Origin of the sequence: Gimesia chilikensis, assembly GCF_008329715.1 — a bacterium.
In the GTDB taxonomy this organism is placed as follows: Bacteria; Planctomycetota; Planctomycetia; order Planctomycetales; family Planctomycetaceae; genus Gimesia; species Gimesia chilikensis.
This window is the reverse complement of the sequence record NZ_VTSR01000014.1, coordinates 130209-153898: the sequence shown is the minus strand read 5'-3', so window position 1 is coordinate 153898 and position 23690 is coordinate 130209. Positions and strand designations below refer to the sequence as shown.

Below are 23690 nucleotides of genomic sequence, written 5' to 3'. Positions count from 1 at the left end.
TTATTTCCCGCGGACGTTGCCCCAGAGTTCGATGTGCATTCGGCGGGTGACCTGACAGCCGAGCTGTTTCGCGATCTCTTCCAGCCAGGGCATGCGTTCGGCGAGCATCTCGGCGGTGGTGCCCTGCGGCATCAGGTACACATTTTCGCGGTTGATTTCTGGGTAGCGCTTTAGATAATCCTCGATCTCGCTGAGGTCTTCCCGATGATCGACGACGAACTTGATCTGGTAGGGATGGCGTTTGATCAGTTCATGGATGACGGTGGGCTGATCGCGGCGGGCGTCGTGACGGTGTGCCCACTCGGGGTTGTCGACCGGCGTTGAGTTCGAGAGCTTGGGGCTGATCGACATCAGATCGGCATGGACATCGCTGAGGATGGTGCCTGCGGTTTCGATGGTGATGATCTTGTCATCCGCGTGGAGCCTTTGGGTGAGCGATTCGATTTCGTGGCTCAGCATCGGTTCGCCGCCGGTAACGACGACGTGTTCGCAGTCGTACTGTTTGATGTGTTCCAGGATCTGATCGACGGACATTTTTTCTCCCTCGGGATTCCAGGAGGTGTACGGGGTATCGCAGAACCAGCAGCGGAGATTGCAGCCACTGGTCCGAATGAAAATCGAGGGAACCCCGATCCATTTCCCTTCGCCCTGGGGTGAGTGAAAAATTTCCGAGATCAGCAAGAGAGACGCTTCCTAAAACGAACGTGGTTTGAGTATGACGTCTATCTTATCGGAAAGCGTGAGATCTTGCATTGAAATCTGCGGTCAAAGCGTGGTAACTTTAGCGAAAAATTAAGCTGAACACAGATTACAATGACACCTTCAAGCAGACAGGATTCTTCCATGCGCCACGATTCTCGCCAGACTGATCAACTCCGTCCCATCAAAGTCGAACGCCGGTATACGAAAGCGACCCCCGGCAGTATTCTGATCTCGGCAGGAGACACAGTCGTGCTGTGTACGGCGAGCCTGGATAACAGTGTGCCACCATGGAAGAAGAACGACGAGAACCCGAGCGGCTGGGTGACCGCGGAGTACAACATGCTGCCGGGGAGTACGTCACCTCGTAAACAGCGGCGGGCGGACGGACGCTCGAGCGAGATTCAGCGACTGATCGGCCGAAGCCTGCGGGCCGTGGTCGACTTCGCCGCACTGGGGCCGCGGACGATTACCGTGGACTGCGATGTGCTGCAGGCGGACGGGGGAACGCGAACGCTGAGTATCACGGGCGGTTTCCTGGCGCTGCTGGATACGGTGCTGGCGATTCCGGAAACGTGCGAACTGGCCGAGGGGGAAATTTTTGATCCGAAGAAGGTATTCACTAACAGTGTGGCCGCGGTGAGCGTGGGTGTGGTGGAGGGCGAGCCGGTACTTGACCTGGATTACGTGGAAGACAGCACCGCGGGCGTGGATATGAACGTGGTGATGACGGGCGGCGGCGACTTCGTGGAAGTTCAGGGAACGGCGGAAGGCCTCGTGTTTAATCGGGGAATGCTGGACGCACAGCTGGAACTGGCGACGCTGGGAATTGAGCAACTGACGGCGATTCAGCGGGAGTGCATTGGAGGGGACTGGCCTCTTTAGGGGGGACCGCGAAAGTTTTTTTGCTACCACGAAAGGCACTAAAGGCACGAAAAAAAGTTGATCCCCTTAGTACTCTCCCGCGTTGTGAATGTTGAAAGCAGGGCAGGAAATTCTATTCTTGCGTACCCTGCCCTTGTTTCTTGAGTGGAGAAATGCCGATGCTGTTAACGCTGGGGAAACGACTTGCACAGGGCTATGGACTGTTGCTGGCAATGGCTGCTGGCGGGCTGGTTTTTGCGAATCTGTTTGGACTGGGGGCCTTTCTGATTCAGGAAATCGGTTCTGACAATCAGCGTGCAGCGTCTCTGGATCTGTATGGCTGGTGGATGCATTGTGGCTGGTGGGTAGGCGTAGGCTTCGCGCTGACAGGAGCAGTCACCCGAAAGCGGGCGACACAAACAAAGACCGCCGGTGAACAGACGACCGCAGATGCTGATGCTGAGTCCGCAGATCTGGCGACACCGGAATCGGGGAGATGGAAGACGGTCGGCAAACGGAGTGGTGTGCTTTCTTCGATCGCGTTCTTTGGTTGCGCCGGTGGATTCGCGGGGCTGATGCTGGGAGGCTCGCTGCTGCTGCTCTGGTTCTCGCTCGCTTACAGTCCGTTCGCGCCCGCGGGCTGGGCCGGTTCCGTCAAAGTGGAACAGAGAGCGAATGGGCATCTGATTGAAAATGAAAGGGTCATGACGACAACGCACCCGGTGGCCCTGTATGCGTTTGGCGTGCCGATCGGACTGGGAGCGACCGCGGGGGCGATCATCGGTGGTGTGGGAGCAGCGCTGGGTAAGGTTGAAGATGTGGAATTATGCGGCCTATGGATCTAACCGCTGCCAGCGGGCTTTGAGAGAGGAGATCTGGAAGGCGTGTCCGGCTTCGTGTTCGATGAGGTGGAAGACGGCCCACTCGGGAGTGGTTTCGTAGGGCTGGTCGTTGACGGGAGGTCGGAGCCGGTGCCATTCGTCGGGGGTCATCTGTTGAAATCGGGAGAGTGCGATTTCTCGTGTGGTATTGAGTCGCTGCAGGTGTTCTTGCAGAGTGACGCCGGGAACGTGACTGACTTTGCCGGCGTCGTCCGCCATCGGAAAGGGGAACAGATCGTTGACCTCGGGCGGAAACTCCTGTTGCAGAAGGTCGAGATAGAGCCAGGACATTTCGACGAGGGCGATGTGATACAACAGGGAGCCGACGGAGTTCTCAGCACCGTCGGAGCCACGCCAGTCGAGCAGCCGTTGATCGATGTCTCCGACCAGACGGAGTGTCCGCTGGCGGACTTCAGCGAGAGCCCAGAGCCAGCGACCGATTTCGGGGGTTGCTGCGGGGAGCGGGTTGATTTTCAGTTCGGTGGTCATGGCGGGCCTCTCTGGTCTGGGGGGAGTTTGTTTGATTCTACCACGAAAGGCGCGAAAGACACGCAACAGGTCGAGATTTGTGCCTTGAACCTGAGAATGTTCGTGGGTGTCATACAATCCTATTTAATGACTTTTAGATTCCGAGAGAGACAATTTCCAGCAAAACATCAGTTTCCGGGAGAACACAATGCGGGCGTATGTGCAACAGGGACAAAAGGGGGATCCGAATTATCTGAACCTGGAGCGAATCGCGTATACGTTCTGGGAACGGGGTTACGAAGTCACCCGGTTTGATGCGCCGACATTATTTGACGGAGCCCTGGATCGAGGGTTGCTCTCTTTTCCCGATGAAACCATCGTCGCGGGTGGCGTGGGAACGGTGCGTTCTGCGATCAAGCGGGCCCAGCGCCCGTTACCGGACCTGCAGGATCTGCCTGACTGTCTGAAAGAGTGGATCGGTCGCGATTTCTGGATTTCGACACTGGAAGAAGTGCGCCAACCATTCGAGAAGGAAGAGGAAACCCGGGCACTGCACGTGAAACCGCTGTGGGAACATAAACGATTTACGGGAAAGGTTTTCAAGGAGTTCAAAGACCTGATCCCCTCCGCAGCGGTTGACGGCGAAATTGAAGTCCTGGTACAGGAAGTCGTGGAATTCGTTTCGGAATGGCGTGCGTACATTTTTCGCGGTGCAATCAAAACGGTTGCAAATTACCAGGGTGATCCGCTCGCTTTCCCCGACAGAACGCGGATGCAGTCTGCGCTGCATGCGTTCGAGAGCTGCCCCATCGCCTGTAGCATGGACTGGGGAATCACTTCGACCGGTGAAACGTTGCTGGTGGAAGTGAATGACTGTTATGCGCTGGGTAACTACGGAGCCGATATGTATCTTTATACGGCGATGATTGAAGCCCGCTGGCGGGAAATCATGGGGCTGGAAGATAACGGTATCGGGATCAATCTCTGAACCGGAATCGACTATCGCGCGAGAGTCGGTTCCGGTTGTTCTCTGCGCGTTCGAACCTTTTCCGTGAACAGGAAGCGGAGTTGTAAGAGGAAGATAAAACCCGCCGAGACCAGAAACATGGTGAGTGCGGTCTGAATCATTCTCTCAGGATGTTCCTGTTTGCGTAGTACAGAAACGAGGACTGTCTGTAACCAGAAACAGGCCATTACCAGATAAGGCATCAGTCGGTTCCAACACAGCAGGGCCAGGTAATACAGGATCAGCGTCATGACCAGGGTCAGCAGCATGGCCGAGAATAACAGATCAAATTTCCAGGCAGGTGCAATGACCGCCTGGAAAATATAGACCGCGTTCAGAATCAGGAAGAACAGAAACCCTTTCAGAAGCTCTCTGGCGTTCCAGGGAAACAGCTTTGCGTTCTCCGTGCCTGGTTGAGTTTCGTTTGCGCCCAGACGTTTCCGCATTGTAGTCTCAAAGGCCACTTGCAAGACGAAGACCCAACCCACGTTGATGAGGAAAGCAACTCCCGCAGACTTGTAAACGTGGGCATTCGGAGAGAGGTAGTCTGACAGAATGATCAACGACCAGAATCCGCTCAGCACCAGATACGGGATGAGACGATTTTCGATCAGAAAAGTAGCGTAGAAATTAACACCGACAAAAGCCAGAAATGTGACAATGATCAGAGAAAGGCCCCGTAATCCCAGGGGGTTCACATAATACGCCTGGTAACAGTAAACACAACCGAGGGCCAACGCGAAGAGAAACCCGAGCCCGACTTCCCGACTGTTGCAGGGGAACAGATTGATGGAGGTTGCTGATTTCATATGGGCTACATTTTTTACGACCACGAAAGGCACGAAAAGAAAGTGTGTTGAATGTCAGTCGGTATCCTCGTACGTCCCTGCAACCGGTCTGCCCCAGAAAGGGACTTTGGAGTGATAGCCCGGGCACCAGAGGAAATACTGGCGGACGGGCCCCGGACAGATATCACAATGTCGCATATCGACTTCCAGGCTGACGATGCCCGGACAGGGGGCACAGGGATAACCGATCAGATACCAGTTGCTCTCCAGGTCTGCGGGACGGCGATCCGTATAAATGCGGGCGCTGGCAGGCAGCCCTTTGCTGTTGAACTTCACATAAGCCTGTTGCACCTCAGTCGTGCCCCAAAACCAGGTCAGGACCCAGTAAGCGATCAGCAGCAGAAACGGGATCGTGGAGAGCTGCATCAGCCGCCGGCTGTAAGACCGTTCTGTTTTGTTTTCGGAATTCATGAATGCGGTATCCCCTGTACCGTGCCTGCAGTGTCGATTGTAACCGGTTCTGTGATGTTCGCGAGCGGTTATCTGTAATCCTTCACCACGAAAAGCAGAAAAGACTCGAAATAGACACCTTGATTTCCTCGCGTATTCCTTAGAACATGAAGTGAGAATCTTTAAATTTCTGCCATTCATCTCTCGCGAGGAGTTTCAAAAATGAAAGCTGTTGGTTTGACCCGTTATCTGCCGATTGAGGATCCCGCATCATTAATGGATGTTGAGTTGGATCAACCGAAGCCAGGCGGGCGGGACCTGCTGGTTGCGGTGAAAGCGATTGCCGTCAATCCGGTGGATACCAAAGTCCGGGCTCCCAAAGAGGGGGAAGAACCTGCTCCCAAGGTGCTCGGCTGGGATGCGGCGGGAGTCGTCGAAGCGGTCGGACCGGAGGTGGAACTGTTCCAGCCGGGTGATGAAGTGTTTTATGCAGGTGACATTACCCGCCCCGGATGCAATGCCGAGTACCAGTTGATCGACGAGCGGATTGTGGGAGTGAAGCCGAAATCACTCGACTTTTCTCAGGCAGCCGCCATTCCGCTCACAGCCATCACCGCTTATGAATCGTTCTTCGATCGGCTGGGCATCGACGTGGAAGGAGGGAACGAGGGTGAGACGATTCTGATTACCGGCGGTGCCGGGGGCGTCGGTTCGATCGGCATTCAACTCGCGAAACTGGCTGGCCTGACGGTAATCACCACCGCCTCGCGACCGGAATCGATCGAGTGGGTCAAGCAACTCGGGGCCGACCATGTCATCAATCACTTCGAGCCGCTGCGTCCGCAGGTGGAAGCACTGGGGTTGAAGCAGATCGATCACATCGCGCTGTTCAACAATACCGATCAGCACTGGGATCAGGCCGTCGATCTGTTGCGTCCCCAGGGCAAGATTGTACTGCTGGTGGATAACAAGCAGCCACTGGATCAGTCGCTGATGAAACGGAAGTCGGCAACGATGGTCTGGGAGTTCATGTATACGCGTTCGATGTTCGCAACGCCGGATATGATCGAGCAACATCACCTGTTGAACCGGGTATCAGCGTGGCTGGATGCGGGGAAACTGCAATGTACTGCGAACGAGGTCCGCTCCCCGATCAATGCTGAGAACCTGCGCTGGGCGCATCAAACCCTGGAAGCGGGGCACACGATTGGCAAGATTGTGCTGAGTGGCTGGGAGTGAACCACAAACGTTATAGCAAGTACGTTTTTGCTACCACGAAAGGCACGAAAAACACGAAATATTTGGATAAAGATCGATCCAGAGTGAAAAACGTTATCAATTAAATTGTAATACCGAGAAATCAATTATGTTTAATGCCAATAATCAAACTGACCCCGAGTGGCTTACAAACATCAACCCGCTGGATAAGGGAGTCGGTGTGTTTGCAATTGCTGATGTGGAAAGTTCCGAATTTGGCGCAGCCAAAATTATTAAAGTTCCAGGAATCACTTATCCAGAATGTGTTAAACGAGGCATTTTCACACTGGGCTTCAAATGGATTCCAGATACTCTGTCTGTTCAGATTCGTAATCACGAATGTGCAGAAGAACTTGGGATCGATACTCAGCCGACACCGGGCGAGTGTCTCATTGTCATGGGACAATGCATGAAACCATAATTGGGGAAGCCCCCTTCTACATTACCGCAAAAGGCAAGTATTTTTGACTACTTCAGGTCGTCGATGATTTCCTGTTCGCCGGGACGGATTGCTCCAGGTGGAGTGCGGTACCAGCCCACTAGGTAAGCGGAGAGGGCGAAGCAGGCAACGGCGATCACGACGATGACAATTGCCGGCGCGAGAATGATCTGTCGAGCGACGAGCGGAGGGACGACGACGATCAGCAGGATCTCCAGAGGTGAGATACCAACAAAAGCGAGGCCGTAGTCCTGCAGGGTTTTGGATTTGAGTTGCGGGTCGACGATCCTTAGTAGCAGCACGCCGATACCGACGACGCCGGTCATCCAGCCGTAGGCGAAGATGCTGCGTTCGAACCAGAAGTTGTGAAACAGGTGCCGCCCGAGAAACCAGAGCATGCCAATGGCGTAGAGAAATCCGAGCAGAGACATGACGATCAGTGGGGCCATGTATTCAACGACGACGCTGATTTTGATTGAGGCGACCGCGAAGGCAATCAGGTAATCGGAGACTGAGGAACCGATGCGGGCCATCACCTGGCGGTCGACATACTTGCCGATATGACAGAGTTCGAGTACCAGTTGTAACACCGCACTGACCAGCAGCGCCACTGCAAACAAGGGCAGAATGATTTTGGATTCGAGTACGTGCCGAAACAGGTAATCGATGCCGTGTGCACCACCGAACGCGGTCATCACGATCGCGAAGTGCCAGGTAAGTGGATCCAGGGACATGGCACTGACAGTGCTGGTGCCCATCGAGGTCTGTTCTTCCGGAGTGAGGAAACCGGAGCGGGTGCTCTCGGGCAGTTCCTGTGCGGAAGAGACCAGATGCGTCCAGCCCCGTCGGGTAGCGATGTTGATCAAAGTCAGACCGCCGAAGATCCCGATCAGCAGACCAATCGTAGCAAACGTGAAGCCCAGGCTCTGTGCGTCATTGAAGCCCCCCGCCTGCAGGGATTCGCTGACCGCGGCTGCAGTGCCGTGTCCCCCCGCGAAGCCGGCGGGCATCATCAGGGCAAAGCCGGGATTGAGATCAGGAAACATCAGCGGCAGGACATACAGACCGAACAGGAGGGCGACGCCGAACTGTCCGATGTAAGCAGCGAAATTATAGAACCAGGTATCGCCGACATCGCGGAGCATGGTTCGCAGCGCGGGACGGTGGGGCTGATGTCCGAGAAAGAGGGTCGCGAACAGAATCGCGATCAGTTCGTAGGGATAACGCTCCATCGCGATCTTGCCTTCCCCGGTGAGACTGAAGGGGAGCCAGCCCAGCAGTTGCGGGCCGCCGATCAGTCCGAGAAAGCCGGCCAGGATGGGTGCGGGGATCAACAGATTCTGCAGGAGACGCAGTCGGGAACGTAAAAGATGCGCGATGACCAGCAGAACCGAGATGAGAGCGAAGTCGGCGAACATCGTGGGGTGTGGGTTTCCAGTTTATTGATCAGGATAAATTATTCAAACAGCTCCGGTCGGGCGAAGCGTTGCATGAGCATGCCGCCGGTGAGGTTGTGGACGTTCTCGAAACCCGACTGCTGCAGGATCCGGGCGGCGATATAAGCCCGCATCCCGGAATGGCAGACCGTGATGATCGGCCGCGACGTATCGAGTTCACCCAGCCGACCGCGGAGTTCGTCGACGGGAATGTGCGTAATCTCGGGGAAGCGGAACGTGTCGACTTCCTGTTGGGAACGGACGTCGAGAATCTGATATCCAGAGAGGTCGGCATCGACTTCGATGATGCGGGTCAGTTCATCCAGATCGTTGCAGGCGACGAACGCCGCCATGTGTACCGGATCCTTGGCTGAACCGAAGGGCGGAGCATAACAGAGGTCGACGCCGGCCAGATCGCGGACGGTGCCTTTAAACTTCATCGCGGTGGCGATCACGTCGATACGTTTATCGACACCTTCACGACCGACAGACTGGGCGCCCAGGATCCGCCCTGTTTCGGGATCATAGGTCAGCTTGAGAAACAGCTGCTGAGCGCCGGGGAAATAGCCGGCGTGATGTTTACCAACGACGATGATGGACCGATTCTTACGCTGAGTGAATTCAGCGAACTTTTTACTGAGGCCCGTCACTGCTGCGGTGATGCCAAAGACACGGACAATGGCCGTTCCCATGGGGGCGATCATCGGGTCGGCCGAGGTGCTGGCAGCATGCTGTCCGGCGATACGACCGGCGCGATTCGCGGGACCGGCGAGCGGAATGCGCTGGGGTGTTCCCAGAACGCCGTGCTGATATTCGACGGCATCGCCGACCGCGTAAACGTCCGGATGCGATGTCTGCATGAAGTCATTCACGGCAATACCGCCCCGTGCACCGATTTCAATGCCTGCAGACTGGGCCAGTTCAATCGCCGGGGAAACGCCGATCCCCAGGATGACCAGGTCTGCAGCGATCTGTGTTCCGTTACCGAGTTCGACTCCGGTGGCTGTGTTGTTTTCCGTCTGAATCGTAACGACGGCTGTTCCCAAATGCACCTTGATGTCGTGATCAGTCAATTCGTTCTGAACCAGGCGGGCCATTTCCGGATCGAGTGGAGGCAGGACCTGGGGCTGCAATTCGACCAGATCCGTCTCCAGTTTCAGATGGTGCAGCTGTTCCACCATCTCCAGCCCGATGAAGCCGGCCCCCACGACGACCGCTTTCTGACAGCCGTGCTCCGCGATAAAGGCTTTGATGGCATCTGCGTCGTTCAGATTACGGAGTGTGAATACATTCTCGGATTCGATGCCCGGCAAGGGGGGCGTGATCGGAGCCGCACCGGTAGAGAGAATCAGCCGATCCCAGGGCTCTTCGCTCACCTCACCTGATTCCCGATTGAGAACCGAGGCGGTTTTGTTCTCGACATTGATCGATTGCACCAGGTGCCGGGTACGGACATCGATGTTAAAGCGATTTCGAAACAGCTCGGGTGTCGCGACGAGCAGCTTGCTGCGTTCAGTGATTTCCTCGCCGATAAAATAGGGCAGACCGCAGTTGGCGAAAGAGACGTATTCGTCTTTCTCAAACAGAATGATTTCCGCGCGTTCATCGCAGCGACGTGCCCGGGCTGCAGCACTCGCGCCCCCTGCGACTCCTCCGACGACGATGATTCTGTTTCCCTGCGACTCTACCATTGCATCCCTTTCCGGTCATTCATGTGTGTCATTAGATCACTGCAGCGGCATTATAGACGCCGCGGTCGGATACCTCTACTGACAGGCCATCACGATTGCGATGAAGCCCCCCACAAGCCAGAACGCACAAAGACCCACGCAGAAAAAGATTGAGCCAACGACCCAGCGAATTGAACAGGCACAGGCCAGAAACAGGGCCGGCATGGCGGTAGAGATTCCCAGTGCGTAAATGGGAAACTGAAAGACAAGGAAGCCGAGAAGATCGGGAAAGTGCTGGCAGCCATCAGTCGAGAAAGCCAGCATGAGCAGGATCATCAATCCGGTGCCGGCGGATGTGATGTAAGATGCGGTGAGCAGACAGAAGGCAAGCAGCAGACGCTTGAGCAGGCTCCAGTTGCGGAGGCGTTCGTCGAATGTTTTCGGCCGTGCGGGCTCCGGTGGGGGAGAATTCGGTTCGTCGTCCACGTCGATCCTCGCTGGGGTCAGAGGTCAGGCATCCGGTTCGGCGATGAAACTCATGTGCAGCTCAGCATGGCGGCGATGCAGCAGATCCCACTCTTCGCGGGTCATTTCCTCAAGCACGGGGCTGGGGTGACGCTGCGATTCGTTCTGCATACGGTGAATCGCCTGCAACAGATGATCGAGCCCCGCCTGGTCTGCGACTGGATCGGGCAGCAGGACTCTGCCGGCATCCCCTTTCAATTTGAAACCGGCGGGCATGCCTTTCTTGAAAATCAGTGGTTTGAAGATCCACTTCGAAATCTTGCGCAGCGGCCAGGCAGCGGTGAAGTCGAAGCCGTCCAGAGAGCCATCCATCAATCGTGCCAGATGATCATAGATCTGGCCCTGCGACCAGTTTCCCGTGGTGGGGGCGCAGGCTGCATGGAGACGTTGTGCGTCGTCAGCAATTTCCTGTAATGACGCGTAAGATACGGTTCTGCGGGCTTTGGTGGGCGCAGACATGACGGGTTCTCCAAAAGCGATTTAAGTCAGGGCTATTGTGAGGCGCTGAACGAAAAATCACAAGCGTCTCCCATGGAAATTCAGGTCTGTCGGGTCCAGCAATCTCCCAGACGGGGCAGCTGCGAGACATCAGGCAGATAGAAGTAAGCCTGCACTCCCGTGGAAATCAGCGGCGACTCAAGTTCAATGCTTTCCCGGGCATAGAGTTGTTCGGCAACCCCTTCAACTTCATCGAGGACTTCCAGCCCCCGTGCATCTACGCGCCACAGTTCGCCCTGAATGCGGATGCCTGTGGTGTTGTCTTTCACCAGTGCGGGGTACTCACCGCAATCGTAGAGTGCGTAATGGGGCGCGGTACATGCTTCGTCCAGAAACTGCTGATCAGACAGAAACGGCGCCCGACAGAACCCCCGCTTGAGAGTGCCGTAGACGAAGATCAGAGTCTGTGATTCATCATTCATGCCAGTGCCTTCCCCGGACGCAGCGGGATCTCGTTCAACCTGTGTCGACAGATCCACATGCTCGACCGGTAGCATTGTTGGCAGGACGGCGTCTACTGTAAAGTGGCGGCGCACATTCATTTCCTGAATTGGAAGATTTGCAGGAGGCGAGTCGCTTCGCTTCGCCCTCGATTTCACTTAAAATTGGTGTCTATCAACAGTTCGGTCACCTGCGTTCCCGGCTGCTATTCCGCATTTCGTCGAAAGTCCACCATGGATTGGTTCACCTTTCTGATATTACTGCTGACTGCTTCGCTGACGGCGCCGGCTGTCTGGTGGGCCATTCAGAAATGGTTTCGCGACGAGTCCGAATCAATCGTCGAAGACTCCGTGTCGAACGCCGGCACTTATGAAGCACCTCAGCACGCGCTGTACTGGAACTTTACGACCGTGTTGATAGCCGTCTGTATTCTGCTGCTGGTACTGGGAATCAGTGTGCAGACAACGTCACTACGGAATCCGATCACCTGGACTCTGGGAGCGGCCCTGCTTCTGGTCTGGGGAATGGCACTCTGGTCGGGAATGTTGACCGCGCCGAAAAAGTCGCAGACCGCACCGGTGCCCTCTGCTCCTGAATTGACGATCTATGCGGAACACGAACCAGCGTCCGCCGATGATCCGAATCCGACGGAGGCCACCTGATGCTGTGGCAGATTCCCCTGTTCCTGATTAGCACGCTCGTGTTTCTGTTTATCTCGCTACTGTTGGCAGAGACGGCCTGGTCTCCCCTGAACGCCTCTGTCAAAATGCGACTGCAACTCGCAGTGAAGCGGGTTGCCCGTTCCCAGGCAGAGATCACTCAACGGAGCGAACGCTGCCTGCTGCTGTTCTCACTGACCAGCGGGCTGCTGACCATTGCTTTTCTCCCCGGTTATATCACCAACATGTGGTCCATACGGAGTGAACCGGTCGAAGCGACCGGGCTCGTGACGTGCCGCTATGCACCGATGATGTATCTGGGATTGTTCTTGCTACTACAGGCAGCGGGGCATATCAGTCTGGCGGTAACCGAGCGACAGAGGCACCCGCTGTCGGGATTTTTACTCAACGGATATTTCTGGCTCCCGCTGCTGCTGTCTTTCGCCTCGGTGGCAGCCTATCTCCCCGTGCATGCGGAACAGGCGGCGAGCGGCGCGACCTCCACCTTCTGGTTGCTGCTGATACAACCCGTGGGAATGCTGGCGCTGTTCCTGTCCCTGACCGGCCCTGTGATTCTCGTCAATGCCCAGGCACCCAAACCTGTCCGGCCGGTGCAACACTGGATTCGCGAACTGCATCTTTTCAACACCGTCTTCGTGATGTCTATCATCGTCCTCAGCCTGACCTGCTTCGGCCCGCGCGAGGAGATGAGCGTGCTGCAGATTATCATGCGATTTGGTTTGTTTCCCGCCCTGCCCCTGGTGCTGGTGGGAGTCCATTATCGTCTGATCCGTTTTCTGAAACGACGTCCCGGCTATGATCCGGAAGCGCTGTGGAAGCTGTTGCTCTGGCTGTCGCTGGTTGCGGTTTCCGCTTCGTTTCTGGCGTTTCATGTATTGGGCATGTCAGACCATTACATGCATCTGCTGCTCAACTTCAGCCTGCTGGCGATCTGGTGGGGCTTTGTTCTGCCCCGGTTTCCGTTCCCCTCTTCCACGAACACACATGCGGAAGTGCAGACTGCAGGGGAGGTTCAGCCATGATCGACGAACTGTTATTCTACCTGCCCGGCACCGCGGATAACCTGCTGTTTTTAACACTGGCGGTTTTGATTCTGCTGATGCTGACCGGTGTGTATGGTTACCTGAATTTAACGACGCATCAGGCACCGGAGACAGCGCACCGCTGGGGCTGGCCGTTGCTCTCAATCGGGGCCCTGCTGATCCTGCTCTACTGGTTCGGCTCTCCCTTCTCTTTTAAAACCGATGGCAATGCGGAGTCGCTGCTGGCGTTATTCAGTCCGATTCCCGTGGATACGCTGGTCATCGTCAGTGGTGCCGCCGCGGTACTCGCTTCGCGAATGAGATGGGCCCTGGGCGCTGCGTCGGTTTCGCTGCTCTCCAGTGGATTATTATTTCTTCAGGCTCACATGCCTCCGCTGATGATTCTCAGCTGGCTGACTCTCGGAGGCCTGATCCTGTTGCTCTGTTATCACAACTGCACTGACGAGGAATCACCCGAAACAGTCTCGGCAGAGCAGGACGAAGAGGGCGCGTTCCGCGAACCGCTGCTTGCCTGCCTGGCGTGTGGATTTCTGTTATGTGTCTGTCTGTGGGTGGTCCAGCGGGACTGGGGGCCGGGAGCTGAAGTGACACCCGTACCGAAATCAGAATGGGCCGGGCTCTCCTTGCCGGAACTGCTGCCCCGATTATTCAGTCAACACTGGCCTACGTTGCTGCTTCTGCTCTGCTTTGTGCTGCTGGTCTTTGTGGGCATGACCTGGCTGGTCTTTTTCCCGCGGGCGTCCCGCGTCTCACAGACAGAGGAACCGGGAGGGAACGCATGATCCTGCTGCTGGCCACCGCCGTCCTCCACCAGAATCTGATGATCGGGATCATCCTGATCGCGGTCGGCTACCTGGGAATGCTGCTGCAGCGGCATCGCCTGGCGACTGTCTTTTCGCTGCTGATCTGGCTGCAGGGAGCGGGTCTCATGCTGGCGGCGTTTGCAGAGTATCAGGGTTCGCGGGCACAGACGGTGTTTTTCCTGTTCGTTCTGTTTCTGGTGATGCTGCCGGCCGCTGCGCTGGCGGTACTCAGCCTGCGCCGTAAATCACCTGAAACTGATACCGATGCCCCTGTGGAAACGAAGTCCCCCGTGGAAAGGGGGGCCGGGTCTGGTGGATAGAACAATCACCCTGTTACTGCAACTCGGACTGGTGGTGCCCTTCGTCACAGTGCTGATGTCGGCCCTGGTTGCCTGTCGCGTTCTCAAAGGGAATCCGCGCTGGCCCGCACTACTGGGAGTCTCAGTCACGACACTGGTCGCGGTAGCCTCGGCTGGTTACTTCAGTCCCCTGCTGGGAGAACAGTCTTATTCGTTCCCGCTGGTCAGCTGGCTGACGCTTCCCGGCGAAACGTCTCTGCCTCTTGAGATCGGTGTACTCTACGATTCACTGAGCCTGACATTCTATACGCTGGTCTCGGCAGGCATGCTCTGCGTGCTGCTGTTGAGTCCGCCCGATTCAGCTGAGTTTGCAGATACTGTTGCGCCGCGCTATGGGGGTTTGCTGTTACTGATGGGTTTCTGCGCCACGACAGGCATCATCCTGGCAACAAACTTTTTACAACTCTTTTTCTGCTGGTGCCTGCTCTCAATGAGCCTGAACCTGCTGCATGAAGTGCACCTGCGGACGACGCTCGCTCCGGAAGCGGCACGCCGACACTGGTGGGGCTGGAATGCGCTGGCAGATGGGATGCTGCTGTTGGGACTGTTTCTCGTCCAGACCAATTTCACCAGCCTGGACTTTCTTACGATGCTGCAGCCGACGGCGTTGACCCAGGTTGCAGAAACCAATCGCACCGCCCTGCCCGGCATCAGTGTGTTGCTCTTCTTTACCGCCCTGCCTCGCCTGAGCCTGTTTCCTGCTTCGGCCCTGCTGGTGAGTCGGGAAGAGAACTGGTCGGCGCGTTCGCTGGCCGGGATCAATCTGCTGGCGATGACCGCGGGACTGTTCCTGTTGCTCCGCTGCGCGCCTCTGATTCAGGCGGTTCCTGCGACGCGCACGCTGATGGTGCAACTGGGAACGCTCTCGGCTCTGCTGACGCTCTTTTCCGCATTGAGCCTGCCTCGCGATGCGCATCCGGATCGCAGTCTGAGCTGGTTGACAGCGACGCTCACGGGACTGGTGGTCGCGTCGGTGGGACTGGGCCAGGCGGGAACGCTGTCCGGCACACTGGCTCTGGTGGTTCTCGAACTCCTGGTCCTGGTGATCCTGATTTTACTGGCAGTCTGGAGAGAGCAGAATGGAATTCCGACGGCAGCACTGGCATCGATTAAACTCTGCCTGATGCTGTTGATCCTGCTGGCGGTCTGTGGACTGGTGGGGCTTCTGCCAGCGCTCATCCTGGCCCGCGACGTGACCGACGATGTACGCGTCAGCTTCTTTATCTGGCTGACCGTGCCTGTTGCGGCGGGATATGTCGCAGGCCTGATGCGATTCTATTTTTCGCTGGCGGATTCAAACTCGTTATCGAACACTGGTACATCCGTCCCGGTGCTTGCCCTGTGGAGTGCGACACTGGGGGTGAGTCTGCTGGCAAGCCTGTTACTGATTCCCTTTACTTTCGTGCCGACTCTCTGGCCGGGACCTCTGCTGGAAATGCTGCCTCCGCTGTTCGAACATGACTGGCTGATGTGCAGTCTGTTCGGCCTGGCTCTGCTGGTGGCGATGATCCTCACCTGGATGACTGCGGGACGTTCCCGTTCTATCGCGACTACGGAACCACCGGCCCTGCTGCAGTTGGGGCGATCGCATTATTACCTGATGTCACTGCTGGACCGTGCGTTGATTCAACCACTGGAGTTGCTGGCCCGCACGGTGTCCCTGGCTGAGGAGTGGATCGTTTCCCGCCTGAGTCGGTTTTCACTGGAGCGACTGCCGCGGGCCTGGGGCGATCTGCTGCTGCACATGCAGAACGGCCAGGTCACCTTTCCGACATTGATTCTGGTGATGACCCTGTCTGTGTTAATTCTGGTATTGATGGTGTTACAGATTTAGCGGGATGCGTTTCCCCGGTTACGATTGTGCCAGGATTGATTTGATTTATTTGATTGAGCCCCGTTCATGGACCTGTTTCTGAATTCCCTGATTTCGTTTTCGCCTGTACTGCTGGTAGTGATGCCAGTCGCCGGGGCCTGCTTTGGCCTGGGCAGCGTGAAACTGGGTCTGGAATTCCATCGCTGGACCGCGTTCTCGAATACGCTCGTCTCCTGTCTGATTCTGGCGCTGGTCCTCTTCGCCCCGGAACTACAGGGAACCGGGGCGACCCGCATCATTTCGATTACGCTCAAGCTGCCGGTACTGAGTACAGCTGGTCCCGACGCCGCCACACCCCGGAATTTTCAGTGGGGCCTCGATGCGTTGTCGGCCTGGTTTCTGCTGTTGATTACCTGCCTCTGGCCGCTGTTAGTCTTCTTTTCCAATCGGCTGACGAGGGTCTCGCATCGGCATTACTTTCTGCTACTGATTCTGCAGTCACTGCTGGCGGGACTGTTGATCTCGCATGATGTGATCAGTTTTGTGACGTTCCTGTTTCTCTCGACGGTCTGCACGATTGGACTGCTCCAGGTCTGGAACGGTTCGCGGACCCGATCGGTGCTGGAAAGTACTTTGTACCTGCAACTGCTGGGGGACACTTTGATTCTGGCGGGACTGCTGCTGGCGGCGACGTCGTTTTCCTGGATGCAGGGTGTGCTGCTTGAGGCACCGCAGGCGCTCACCTTTCAGTTTGACGCCTTGTTCAGAGAGAGCAGGAGCGACGTCCGACTCTATCCTTTAGCCGAAGCTTACTGGAGCACCAGTGCCCCGTGGATCCTGTTGCTGTTACTGGCCGGTTTTGCCTGCAAAGGTTTTCTGTTCCCCGCTTATTACGGCATGACCCAGTGGCTGAAACAGCAGACGGCACAGACCGCATCCCCCTCGGTGATGACGGGCTGGTCCCTGATTCTATTATTGATCCTTACCAAGTTGAGCGTCTACGGCATGCTGCGCTGCCTGGTACCGCTGCAGCAGAGTGTGAGTGAGAGCCTGTATTCCCTGCTGGCATTGTGGGGAATCATTGGCTTCCTGATCACGGCGTTACTAGCTTGTGCCCGTCGGGAACTGCTGCAGACTGTCGTCTGGTTCCTGGTGGGACAGGCGGCCTTAACGCTGACGATTCTCTCTGCCTCCCAGGAAGTCGTTGCTTACTTTGCTGTGTTAAATGTGGTACAGGGGCTGGCTGCGGGAGTGTTGCTGCTGGTGATTCCCTGCCTGTCACTGACACAGGGACATCCCACAGAACGGGTGATGTACTGGCTGGGCTGGCTGTCGCTGCTGACCCTGATCGGTGCTCCCGGACTGGGTGGTTTCACCGCCTGTTTTGCGTTCCTGTGGAGTCTGACCAGTCAGCAGATGCTGCTGGCCCTGGGCTATCTGCTGGGAACGCTGTTGTTCAACCTGGCGCTGATTCGCGGGGGCTGGCAGCTGTTGACCGTTTCGCAATCCGCTCCCGACAAAGCTGACAATGAAACAGCGCCCGCAGAGAAACGGGCGCTGGTCTGGCTGGCGCTGGCTCCAGCCGTGCTATTGATTGTCAGCCTGGGGATCACGCCGGCCTATCTGCTGGAGCGGACGCTGTTCCCCCTGGTCAGCTATGAGGCCGCCCCGTCTACCGAGGCGGCCGTTGAAGAGTGATTAGTTATCGGCGGCTTCGTAGAGCACGCCTTCCGGATGACCGGCTTCGGGCAGGAACTCAAAGTGCGAACCGGAGGCGAGCGTGAAGACATGCAGTTGCCCGTCGATTTTGCGTCGATAGGTGAGTGGCATCGCCGCATCGAAGGCATGCGACTCGCCCGGCTTCAGCTTGTACGGTCCGCCCCAGTCGCTGTAGGGACTTTTCAGTTCGTATTCGATGTCCTGTTTCGTGCCGTTGGTGATCTTCAATTCGGGTACGGAGAAGGTCGCCAGCAACTGAGGTGCAGACCACTGGATCTGCTGGATGCGATAACGGCCGAAGCCGAGTTCGATGTCGGGGATCTCTGCAACCGAAGCGGGGCCTTGTTTCGTCCAACCATCCCAGGCCGCCTGGACCAGGGAACGGAGTTTCTCCTGATCGATGTTCTTCTCCTGCGGTTTGTAATCCGGGGCGAAGCGGGCGAGCCCCCCAATGCGTGAATCCCCTTCCCAGTCCAGGCGAATGGCCCGTTTTGAGAAGCTCTGGTCAACGATCTCGGGATCGACGTCCTGACTCAGTGAAAGTGAGAACTCAGCGTAAGGCGTCCACTGTTTATCGGAGGCCGATTTTTTGATCGCCATTGAAATCGCCGCCCGGGGGACGACGAAGCGAAATGGATCGTCGCTGGCGGACTTGGGCTTGTTGCTGTCTTCTACTTGGATCGGTCGCGTGAGTACCAGTTCAGACCAGATCTGCAGTCCATCACCGTACTGTTTCAGATCGGGGAAGACTTGCTGGAGTGTTTGGGGATCTGCCAGTGGATCGAACGAGTGACCGGGAATATCCAGAACGGGAATTCGCGCGACATCCTCTTTGACGAGCATCTCGGTCAGCGGTTTGAGAATCCCGGGTGCGACGCCGACCTGCAGATCGGTGACCTTGGGAATCTCATTCACGGGAGTTCCGAAGGCGTTGACCTGTTGAACGGTGGCCGGTGGATTTGTCGGATCCAGGGCTGCGACGGTCAGACCGAAATTGAGTGAGACCCCCTGTTTATCGGTGACGACCTCGCGAGGCCAGAGTTTAATCCGCGGCTGATAGACGGGGAGCGGCCAGACGGCATCAACGACCTGGCTGGCTTCGCTGAAGCTGAGCTGCTTTTCGAGCTCGTCCACCAGACCGGGGACGATCGCTTTGACTTCATCTTCAATACGGCCTTTGCTCCCGTAAATACCGTCAATCAGTCCGCTGGAGACCTTTTCAGAAGTCATACCGATTCCGCGGGTCGAAACGCCCGCAGGTCCGGAGACGTACCAGTTGTCCTGGGGAATCGTGAACCGCGTGCGGATCAGTTTGAGCTTGAGCTGATCTCCCTGGATAAAGGGCCGCACATCGAAACTGAGCCAGACCGGTCTTTGATGACCGATGCTGACCGAGATCGGACCGGCGACTGCTGAATGTCGATTGCCGGTGACGTAGGTGTTGCTGATATAGAGGTTCACGTCCTTGATACCCAGCTGAATGTTCAAGGTGCCGGCAGCGTAGGCTTCCACTGCGGCACGCTCCAGTGCCCCCTTATAGGAAATCCCGGAGAACTGCACGCTGAAGCTGCGTCCCTGGGCGGTGGTCCAGTCCTGAATGTCGGCGATGCGTCCTTCGAGCATATCCGCGGGAACCATGCTGGGAACCGCATCAGCGAGGGACTGCAGAAAACGATTGCCCAGCCGCACCGAGACAGCGTCGTTGATCATCAGTGCCGGTACGAAGGGAGTTTCACTGTCGACGGCCGCCGGTTGTTTACGATCCGGCTTGACCAGTAAGGGTGCAGCGGGATCAATCTGTTGAGTCGGATTCTGCATCCAGTCGAACAAAGGTTGAGAGTAGGCAACTTTCCAGACATCGTGTCCAGCATCGGGAACGAGGGTGAAGCGCGGTTCGCCGCCTGCTTTTTTGACTGCGTCGATCATACGCTGAGATTCTTCCGGCAGGACTACCCGATCCTTGGCACCGTGAAACGCCCAGAGGGGAACGTCTTTGAGTTGCGCCGCCGATTCGGTTTTACCGCCGCCGGAGAGAGGTACTACGGCAGACCAGCGGTTGGGAAAAGCGGCCGCCATGCTCCATGCACCGTAGCCCCCCATGGACCAGCCGGTCAGGATCTGTTGATTCGAATTGGTTGAGTATTTCTGCAGCACCTGGTTGAGGATCTGCAGGGCCCGTTTACCGTCGGAGGAGTCGGCCAGCCAGCCTTCCAGCAGACGCTCTTTCATATTCTCCGCCTGCGGGAAGACGGCGATGAAAGGAAATGTTTTTTCCTGCTGTTTGATGATCGGCCCCAATCCGACCTGAGTCTGTTTGAGTCCATCGTTGCCCCGTTCTCCGGCGCCGTGGAGAAAAAGGATGACCGGATATTTCTTCGCGGGGTTGTAATCGAGGGGTACGAAGACAACGTAGCGATGTTCGCCTGCGTCATCTTTATAGACGGCATTCACAAAACCGGTTTTCACCGGAGCCGTTTGTGTGGACTCGGGTGTTTTGGTTTTGGTTTGAGCCTGTAAAGCGGGGCCTGCCGTCAGGAGGGTGACACAGCAGACCAGTAAAGCGGTGCGGATCGCAAACAGGAAGCGAGTTCGGGGAGTTTGCATCGGTCAATCCGTTTCCAGATTCCGGAGAATCACTGGGACATATCATTCCTTGATTGAAGCGAAATCAGCGCCAATCGTTTGTGACGGCGACTGCTGACAACTACATCGATTTTTGTGAGCAAAGGGTAGACTGTCAACAGAACGACTGTCTGAGAGCCTTGGGAACATGTTTTCGGAGAGGCGACACCTGGTTTCATTTTGACAAAAAACAGATCAAAGCCAGTGGATTCCACGGTGCTCAGCCCGTTATTCAAACAGGTGAGAAGAATCCGTGAATTTTTCTGGCGACGAATCGGGCCTGGTGAAAATGAGGTAACCCCTTGAATATGCGACTGCTTACGCTTTGCTGTTTCGCGACGCTTGGATGTGCCGCTCCCCTGTTTGGATATCCACCTACCGGGTTTGGACCGCCGGGTTTCGGATCTTCGAATACCAATGCGAAGAATCAGGTTAAGGTGGTCATCAAGGGAAACTACCGCTACATCTATTCCAACGGCATTCCGGATCACCAGCCGGGCCGGTTTCCGAATCGGAACAATCCGAATACGATTCGACCGCAGCAGTATGAATTCCGTGTAACCATGGAACCGAAGGCGACCCGCAACCCGACGCCCGTATCACACTCTCCATTTGGAGTCGCCAGCAATGGTGTGGTCTTTGATGCGGCGACCGCGGAGTTCTGGAACCGGAATCGCAGCTCAGGCTGGAACTATGAAGCCAAGTCGGGAAAGATCAATCTCGGTCTGGATCAGAGCAATGCCCATGTCCAGCCAACCGGCAGCTATCACTATCATGGTCTGCCGACGGGACTGATTCAGAAGCAGGGGAAAGTGGGTGAAGTCACTCTGATCGGTGTGGCCGCAGATGGTTTTCCGATTTATGCCCAGTTTGGTTATAGCGATGCAAACGATGCCGAGAGCGCGGTCCGCAAAATGAAATCGAGCTACCGAATCAAGAAAGGGAATCGACCAAGTGGCCCGCGCGGCAGGTATGACGGGACCTTTGTAGCTGACTATGAATATGTCGCGGATGCGGGTGACCTGGATGAATGCAACGGTCGCGTGGGTGTGACCCCCGAATACCCGGAAGGGATCTATCACTACTACATCACCGAAGATTTTCCTTATATCCCCCGTCTGTGGCGCGGGACGCCGGATCCGAGTTTTATGCGACGTGGCCCCGGACCGGGACAACGCGGTCCCAGTGGACGACGTGGCTTTGGTCCGCCCCCCTTTGGTGGTCCTCCTCCGGGATTCGGACAGGGGCAGGGATCGGGACGGAGCTTCAGTAATTGAACCAGCAACCGAAACTGTCGGCGCGCAATGTGAGCGTCAGACGGAGTAAGAAGGAGGTCAACTCGCTCAAGGAATTAGAGCGTGCGTGTTCGGGATTTATTTTCCCGCATGCGATTGCGTGCCCGAGAGAGTGTAGGGCCGATTGAATTTTCCGGGATGTCCAGATCACTGCTGATCTGCTGGTAAGACTTTCCCTGCAGATGATATTGCTCCACAATCTGAGCGTCTGCCGGAGGCAGCTGGCGAATCATGTTCTGGATCTCTTCCTGATCCTCAAGCGCCTGCTGTTGACGGGTCTGCTCGTCGGAGACACGTTCGATGCGTGAAGAGGTGGAGACATGCCCCAGCGCTTCAGCCATCCGTCGCTCGACCATTTTTTTTACAATCACGCGACGGGAAACCACGGTCAGATAAGTGGCCAGTGAACTCTGTCCACGGAAGTTGCGAAGCACGCGATAATCGTTGGCCAGCAGAACCAGAAAGACTTCGGACAACAGATCATCAATGTCGTTGTCGGTCACACGAATACTGCGGGCGTGCGCGGTGTGGTGGATGACGTGTGTAAACAGGCCGATAAACCGGTCTACGAAGTCTTTCCAGGCACCCGGCTCTTCTGCTAAGCAGCGTTTGAGCAAATTTTTATCAATATCCGTGAGAGCCACAAATCGCCTCGATTCATTTTGAACACTGCCGTACTGGCAGCAAGCGAGTTAAAGCCTGCAACTCATTATACACCGATGTCCCACATTCGTGTTGAAAAAAAAACGGCTGAATTCAAAATGTGAATTCCGCTCTGGTCATCAGTAGTAAAATCTGAGTATTTGGCACGCGGACTTTACAAGGATCTCTGATTTAAGGCAATACGATCCCGTAAAATAGACAAAAGGCCACATATTTTCAGCCTGCGAGTGTATTTATAGACGTTCCGTGTACACTTTTCTAACAGGACACATACATCCACATTCGCTGTTTTTATGCCTTCGCGGCCGGTTCGCGCGGCGTCTGCAGGGCGATTTCTTCTTCCAGAGGGGGTGCGGGCCTGCGATAAAGCAGGAATACGATGCCGGCAATCACGAGTGGAATGCTGAGCATCTGCCCCACACTGAGGGGGAGATTTTCCGCGAATGCTGCCTGACGGAGCTTGAAGAACTCCAGCACAAAACGGGCGGTGAAGACGGTGATGAAGAAGAGTCCGATCAACAGTCCGCGGGGCGTGCATTCCTTGTACTTCCGGTAAACGAGCAGCAGCAGAACAAAGATGAAGCCGTAACAGAGGGATTCGTAGAGCATCACCGGATGACGGGGAATCAACTTTTCTTCCGGACTGAGTCCGAGGCCATCTTTGAAGACCACAGCCCAGGGAACATCGCTGGCCCGTCCCAGAATTTCCGAGTTAAAGAAGTTACCGATGCGGATAAAAAAGCCGGCCAGCGCAACGGGGATGGCGAGTCGATCCAGCAGCCAGAGTAGGGGTTGATCGCGGTGTTTGCGTGAGTAGAGCCAGGCCGAGAGGGTAATCCCGACGGCAGCACCGTGACTGGCCAGTCCTCCATTCCAGATCTGTAGTAGGCGAATCGGGTCGCTGAGATACTCCATAGGATGATAGAACAAACAGTGACCGAGACGGGCGCCGATAATCGTACCCAGCACCATGTAAATCAGCAGCGATTCGACATCGTCCAGGTTGCGTTTTTCGGTACGAAAGATCCAGCGAAGCAGCAGGTAACCACAGATAAATCCGGCGGTGAAGAAGAGCCCGTAATAACGGATCTTGATCGGACCGACTTCAAACAGCACACGGTTAATGTCCCACTGGAGATAGGCAAGTGTTGAATATACGTGACTCATATTTCCCAAATTCCAAAATGGGGGGATCTGCGATTCAATTCTGTGATTTCAGAACACGGTTAATCTGCTATGATGATCAGACCGAAAGATAGACCATTCTGCCA

At 56.1% G+C, this 23690-nt stretch carries 24 protein-coding genes; 12 read left to right on the top strand and 12 right to left on the bottom strand.

The window, feature by feature from the left end:
- Window positions 1-681, bottom strand: a complete 681-nt coding sequence (locus FYZ48_RS18895) for a 7-carboxy-7-deazaguanine synthase QueE (protein WP_149343208.1) — start codon at window positions 679-681, stop codon at window positions 1-3.
- 162 nt (window positions 682-843) lie between these two features.
- Here FYZ48_RS18895 and rph point away from each other — a divergent pair, with 162 nt between their 5' ends.
- Both rph and FYZ48_RS18885 read left to right on the top strand, forming a co-directional pair.
- The gene (rph, locus tag FYZ48_RS18890) at window positions 844-1584 is read left to right on the top strand and encodes a ribonuclease PH (RefSeq protein WP_149343206.1); all 741 of its coding nucleotides are present in this window, start codon (window positions 844-846) and stop codon (window positions 1582-1584) included.
- Window positions 1585-1742: 158 nt separating this feature from the next.
- Window positions 1743-2408, top strand: a complete 666-nt coding sequence (locus tag FYZ48_RS18885) for a hypothetical protein (protein ID WP_149343204.1) — start codon at window positions 1743-1745, stop codon at window positions 2406-2408.
- Here FYZ48_RS18885 and FYZ48_RS18880 read toward each other — a convergent pair.
- Window positions 2397-2933 (bottom strand): DinB family protein, encoded by a 537-nt coding sequence (locus FYZ48_RS18880; protein WP_149343202.1) that lies wholly within the window; start codon window positions 2931-2933, stop codon window positions 2397-2399. The genes FYZ48_RS18885 and FYZ48_RS18880 overlap by 12 nt on opposite strands.
- Before the next feature lie 187 nt (window positions 2934-3120).
- Here FYZ48_RS18880 and FYZ48_RS18875 point away from each other — a divergent pair, with 187 nt between their 5' ends.
- A complete protein-coding gene (locus tag FYZ48_RS18875; RefSeq protein ID WP_149343200.1) occupies window positions 3121-3900 on the top strand; it encodes an ATP-grasp domain-containing protein in 780 nt (259 codons plus the stop codon).
- Window positions 3901-3911: 11 nt separating this feature from the next.
- Here the strand turns inward: FYZ48_RS18875 and FYZ48_RS18870 are convergent, their stop codons facing one another.
- Together FYZ48_RS18870 and FYZ48_RS18865 are read right to left on the bottom strand one after the other, a co-directional pair.
- Window positions 3912-4727 (bottom strand): hypothetical protein, encoded by an 816-nt coding sequence (locus FYZ48_RS18870; protein WP_149343198.1) that lies wholly within the window; start codon window positions 4725-4727, stop codon window positions 3912-3914.
- Window positions 4728-4781: 54 nt separating this feature from the next.
- The gene (locus FYZ48_RS18865) at window positions 4782-5177 is read right to left on the bottom strand and encodes a hypothetical protein (RefSeq protein ID WP_149343196.1); all 396 of its coding nucleotides are present in this window, start codon (window positions 5175-5177) and stop codon (window positions 4782-4784) included.
- A gap of 201 nt (window positions 5178-5378) precedes the next feature.
- Between FYZ48_RS18865 and FYZ48_RS18860 the strand changes: the two genes are divergently transcribed.
- Together FYZ48_RS18860 and FYZ48_RS18855 are read left to right on the top strand one after the other, a co-directional pair.
- Entirely contained in the window at window positions 5379-6395 is a 1017-nt protein-coding gene (locus FYZ48_RS18860; protein WP_149343194.1) for a zinc-binding alcohol dehydrogenase family protein, read from the top strand.
- Between the two features lie 127 nt (window positions 6396-6522).
- Window positions 6523-6834, top strand: coding sequence for a hypothetical protein (locus FYZ48_RS18855; protein ID WP_149343192.1), 312 nt, complete (start codon window positions 6523-6525; stop codon window positions 6832-6834).
- Between the two features lie 47 nt (window positions 6835-6881).
- Here FYZ48_RS18855 and FYZ48_RS18850 read toward each other — a convergent pair whose 3' ends face one another.
- The 5 genes from FYZ48_RS18850 to FYZ48_RS18830 all read right to left on the bottom strand — a co-directional run bounded on the left by FYZ48_RS18850 (window position 6882) and on the right by FYZ48_RS18830 (window position 11517).
- Entirely contained in the window at window positions 6882-8270 is a 1389-nt protein-coding gene (locus FYZ48_RS18850) for a sodium/glutamate symporter (RefSeq protein ID WP_149343190.1), read from the bottom strand.
- Between the two features lie 38 nt (window positions 8271-8308).
- Window positions 8309-9979: an FAD-dependent oxidoreductase gene (locus tag FYZ48_RS18845; protein ID WP_149343188.1), complete on the bottom strand. Its 1671-nt coding sequence runs from the start codon at window positions 9977-9979 to the stop codon at window positions 8309-8311.
- Between the two features lie 75 nt (window positions 9980-10054).
- Window positions 10055-10444: a hypothetical protein gene (locus FYZ48_RS18840; protein WP_149343186.1), complete on the bottom strand. Its 390-nt coding sequence runs from the start codon at window positions 10442-10444 to the stop codon at window positions 10055-10057.
- 24 nt (window positions 10445-10468) lie between these two features.
- Window positions 10469-10942, bottom strand: coding sequence for a DUF1569 domain-containing protein (locus FYZ48_RS18835; RefSeq protein ID WP_149343184.1), 474 nt, complete (start codon window positions 10940-10942; stop codon window positions 10469-10471).
- An 80-nt stretch (window positions 10943-11022) separates the two neighbouring features.
- Window positions 11023-11517 carry a gamma-glutamylcyclotransferase family protein gene (locus FYZ48_RS18830; RefSeq protein WP_187782108.1) on the bottom strand — a complete coding sequence of 165 codons (495 nt, stop codon included), beginning with the start codon at window positions 11515-11517 and terminating at the stop codon, window positions 11023-11025.
- Between the two features lie 138 nt (window positions 11518-11655).
- On the opposite strand from FYZ48_RS18830, the gene FYZ48_RS18825 reads away from it, so the two are divergent.
- The 6 genes from FYZ48_RS18825 (at window position 11656) to FYZ48_RS18800 (ending at window position 17818) form a co-directional block, all read left to right on the top strand.
- Window positions 11656-12084, top strand: coding sequence for a DUF998 domain-containing protein (locus FYZ48_RS18825; RefSeq protein ID WP_149343180.1), 429 nt, complete (start codon window positions 11656-11658; stop codon window positions 12082-12084).
- Window positions 12084-13124 carry a hypothetical protein gene (locus tag FYZ48_RS18820; RefSeq protein WP_149343178.1) on the top strand — a complete coding sequence of 347 codons (1041 nt, stop codon included), beginning with the start codon at window positions 12084-12086 and terminating at the stop codon, window positions 13122-13124. The genes FYZ48_RS18825 and FYZ48_RS18820 overlap by 1 nt, the downstream gene beginning before the upstream one ends.
- Window positions 13121-13927, top strand: a complete 807-nt coding sequence (locus tag FYZ48_RS18815; protein WP_149343176.1) for a hypothetical protein — start codon at window positions 13121-13123, stop codon at window positions 13925-13927. The genes FYZ48_RS18820 and FYZ48_RS18815 overlap by 4 nt, the downstream gene beginning before the upstream one ends.
- The gene (locus tag FYZ48_RS18810; protein ID WP_149343172.1) at window positions 13924-14268 is read left to right on the top strand and encodes an NADH-quinone oxidoreductase subunit K; all 345 of its coding nucleotides are present in this window, start codon (window positions 13924-13926) and stop codon (window positions 14266-14268) included. The genes FYZ48_RS18815 and FYZ48_RS18810 overlap by 4 nt, the downstream gene beginning before the upstream one ends.
- Window positions 14261-16141 carry a hypothetical protein gene (locus tag FYZ48_RS18805; protein ID WP_149343170.1) on the top strand — a complete coding sequence of 627 codons (1881 nt, stop codon included), beginning with the start codon at window positions 14261-14263 and terminating at the stop codon, window positions 16139-16141. The genes FYZ48_RS18810 and FYZ48_RS18805 overlap by 8 nt, the downstream gene beginning before the upstream one ends.
- A 66-nt stretch (window positions 16142-16207) precedes the next feature.
- Complete coding sequence (locus FYZ48_RS18800; protein WP_149343166.1) at window positions 16208-17818, top strand: hypothetical protein; 1611 nt, start codon at window positions 16208-16210, stop codon at window positions 17816-17818.
- Here the strand turns inward: FYZ48_RS18800 and FYZ48_RS18795 are convergent, their stop codons facing one another.
- Window positions 17819-20443 (bottom strand): carboxylesterase family protein, encoded by a 2625-nt coding sequence (locus tag FYZ48_RS18795; protein ID WP_149343163.1) that lies wholly within the window; start codon window positions 20441-20443, stop codon window positions 17819-17821.
- 326 nt (window positions 20444-20769) lie between these two features.
- On the opposite strand from FYZ48_RS18795, the gene FYZ48_RS18790 reads away from it, so the two are divergent.
- On the top strand, window positions 20770-21738 hold the full coding sequence (locus tag FYZ48_RS18790; RefSeq protein WP_149343160.1) for a YHYH protein: 969 nt from the start codon (window positions 20770-20772) through the stop codon (window positions 21736-21738).
- A 74-nt stretch (window positions 21739-21812) separates the two neighbouring features.
- Here the strand turns inward: FYZ48_RS18790 and FYZ48_RS18785 are convergent, their stop codons facing one another.
- Together FYZ48_RS18785 and lgt are read right to left on the bottom strand one after the other, a co-directional pair.
- Window positions 21813-22400, bottom strand: a complete 588-nt coding sequence (locus FYZ48_RS18785) for an RNA polymerase sigma factor (protein ID WP_242022705.1) — start codon at window positions 22398-22400, stop codon at window positions 21813-21815.
- Window positions 22401-22710: 310 nt separating this feature from the next.
- Window positions 22711-23586 carry a prolipoprotein diacylglyceryl transferase gene (gene lgt / locus FYZ48_RS18780; RefSeq protein WP_149343157.1) on the bottom strand — a complete coding sequence of 292 codons (876 nt, stop codon included), beginning with the start codon at window positions 23584-23586 and terminating at the stop codon, window positions 22711-22713.
- Window positions 23587-23690 lie beyond the last annotated feature (104 nt).

What these genes read in the sequence shown, in the direction of transcription:
- rph (WP_149343206.1), top strand. Translation starts at nt 844, where the DNA reads ATGCGCCACGATTCTCGCCAGACTGATCAACTCCGTCCCATCAAAGTC.
- FYZ48_RS18885 (WP_149343204.1), top strand. Translation starts at nt 1,743, where the DNA reads ATGCTGTTAACGCTGGGGAAACGACTTGCACAGGGCTATGGACTGTTG.
- FYZ48_RS18880 (WP_149343202.1), bottom strand. Translation starts at nt 2,933, where the DNA reads ATGACCACCGAACTGAAAATCAACCCGCTCCCCGCAGCAACCCCCGAA.
- FYZ48_RS18875 (WP_149343200.1), top strand. Translation starts at nt 3,121, where the DNA reads ATGCGGGCGTATGTGCAACAGGGACAAAAGGGGGATCCGAATTATCTG.
- FYZ48_RS18870 (WP_149343198.1), bottom strand. Translation starts at nt 4,727, where the DNA reads ATGAAATCAGCAACCTCCATCAATCTGTTCCCCTGCAACAGTCGGGAA.
- FYZ48_RS18865 (WP_149343196.1), bottom strand. Translation starts at nt 5,177, where the DNA reads ATGAATTCCGAAAACAAAACAGAACGGTCTTACAGCCGGCGGCTGATG.
- FYZ48_RS18860 (WP_149343194.1), top strand. Translation starts at nt 5,379, where the DNA reads ATGAAAGCTGTTGGTTTGACCCGTTATCTGCCGATTGAGGATCCCGCA.
- FYZ48_RS18855 (WP_149343192.1), top strand. Translation starts at nt 6,523, where the DNA reads ATGTTTAATGCCAATAATCAAACTGACCCCGAGTGGCTTACAAACATC.
- FYZ48_RS18850 (WP_149343190.1), bottom strand. Translation starts at nt 8,270, where the DNA reads ATGTTCGCCGACTTCGCTCTCATCTCGGTTCTGCTGGTCATCGCGCAT.
- FYZ48_RS18845 (WP_149343188.1), bottom strand. Translation starts at nt 9,979, where the DNA reads ATGGTAGAGTCGCAGGGAAACAGAATCATCGTCGTCGGAGGAGTCGCA.
- FYZ48_RS18835 (WP_149343184.1), bottom strand. Translation starts at nt 10,942, where the DNA reads ATGTCTGCGCCCACCAAAGCCCGCAGAACCGTATCTTACGCGTCATTA.
- FYZ48_RS18825 (WP_149343180.1), top strand. Translation starts at nt 11,656, where the DNA reads ATGGATTGGTTCACCTTTCTGATATTACTGCTGACTGCTTCGCTGACG.
- FYZ48_RS18820 (WP_149343178.1), top strand. Translation starts at nt 12,084, where the DNA reads ATGCTGTGGCAGATTCCCCTGTTCCTGATTAGCACGCTCGTGTTTCTG.
- FYZ48_RS18815 (WP_149343176.1), top strand. Translation starts at nt 13,121, where the DNA reads ATGATCGACGAACTGTTATTCTACCTGCCCGGCACCGCGGATAACCTG.
- FYZ48_RS18810 (WP_149343172.1), top strand. Translation starts at nt 13,924, where the DNA reads ATGATCCTGCTGCTGGCCACCGCCGTCCTCCACCAGAATCTGATGATC.
- FYZ48_RS18800 (WP_149343166.1), top strand. Translation starts at nt 16,208, where the DNA reads ATGGACCTGTTTCTGAATTCCCTGATTTCGTTTTCGCCTGTACTGCTG.
- FYZ48_RS18795 (WP_149343163.1), bottom strand. Translation starts at nt 20,443, where the DNA reads ATGCAAACTCCCCGAACTCGCTTCCTGTTTGCGATCCGCACCGCTTTA.
- FYZ48_RS18790 (WP_149343160.1), top strand. Translation starts at nt 20,770, where the DNA reads ATGCGACTGCTTACGCTTTGCTGTTTCGCGACGCTTGGATGTGCCGCT.
- lgt (WP_149343157.1), bottom strand. Translation starts at nt 23,586, where the DNA reads ATGAGTCACGTATATTCAACACTTGCCTATCTCCAGTGGGACATTAAC.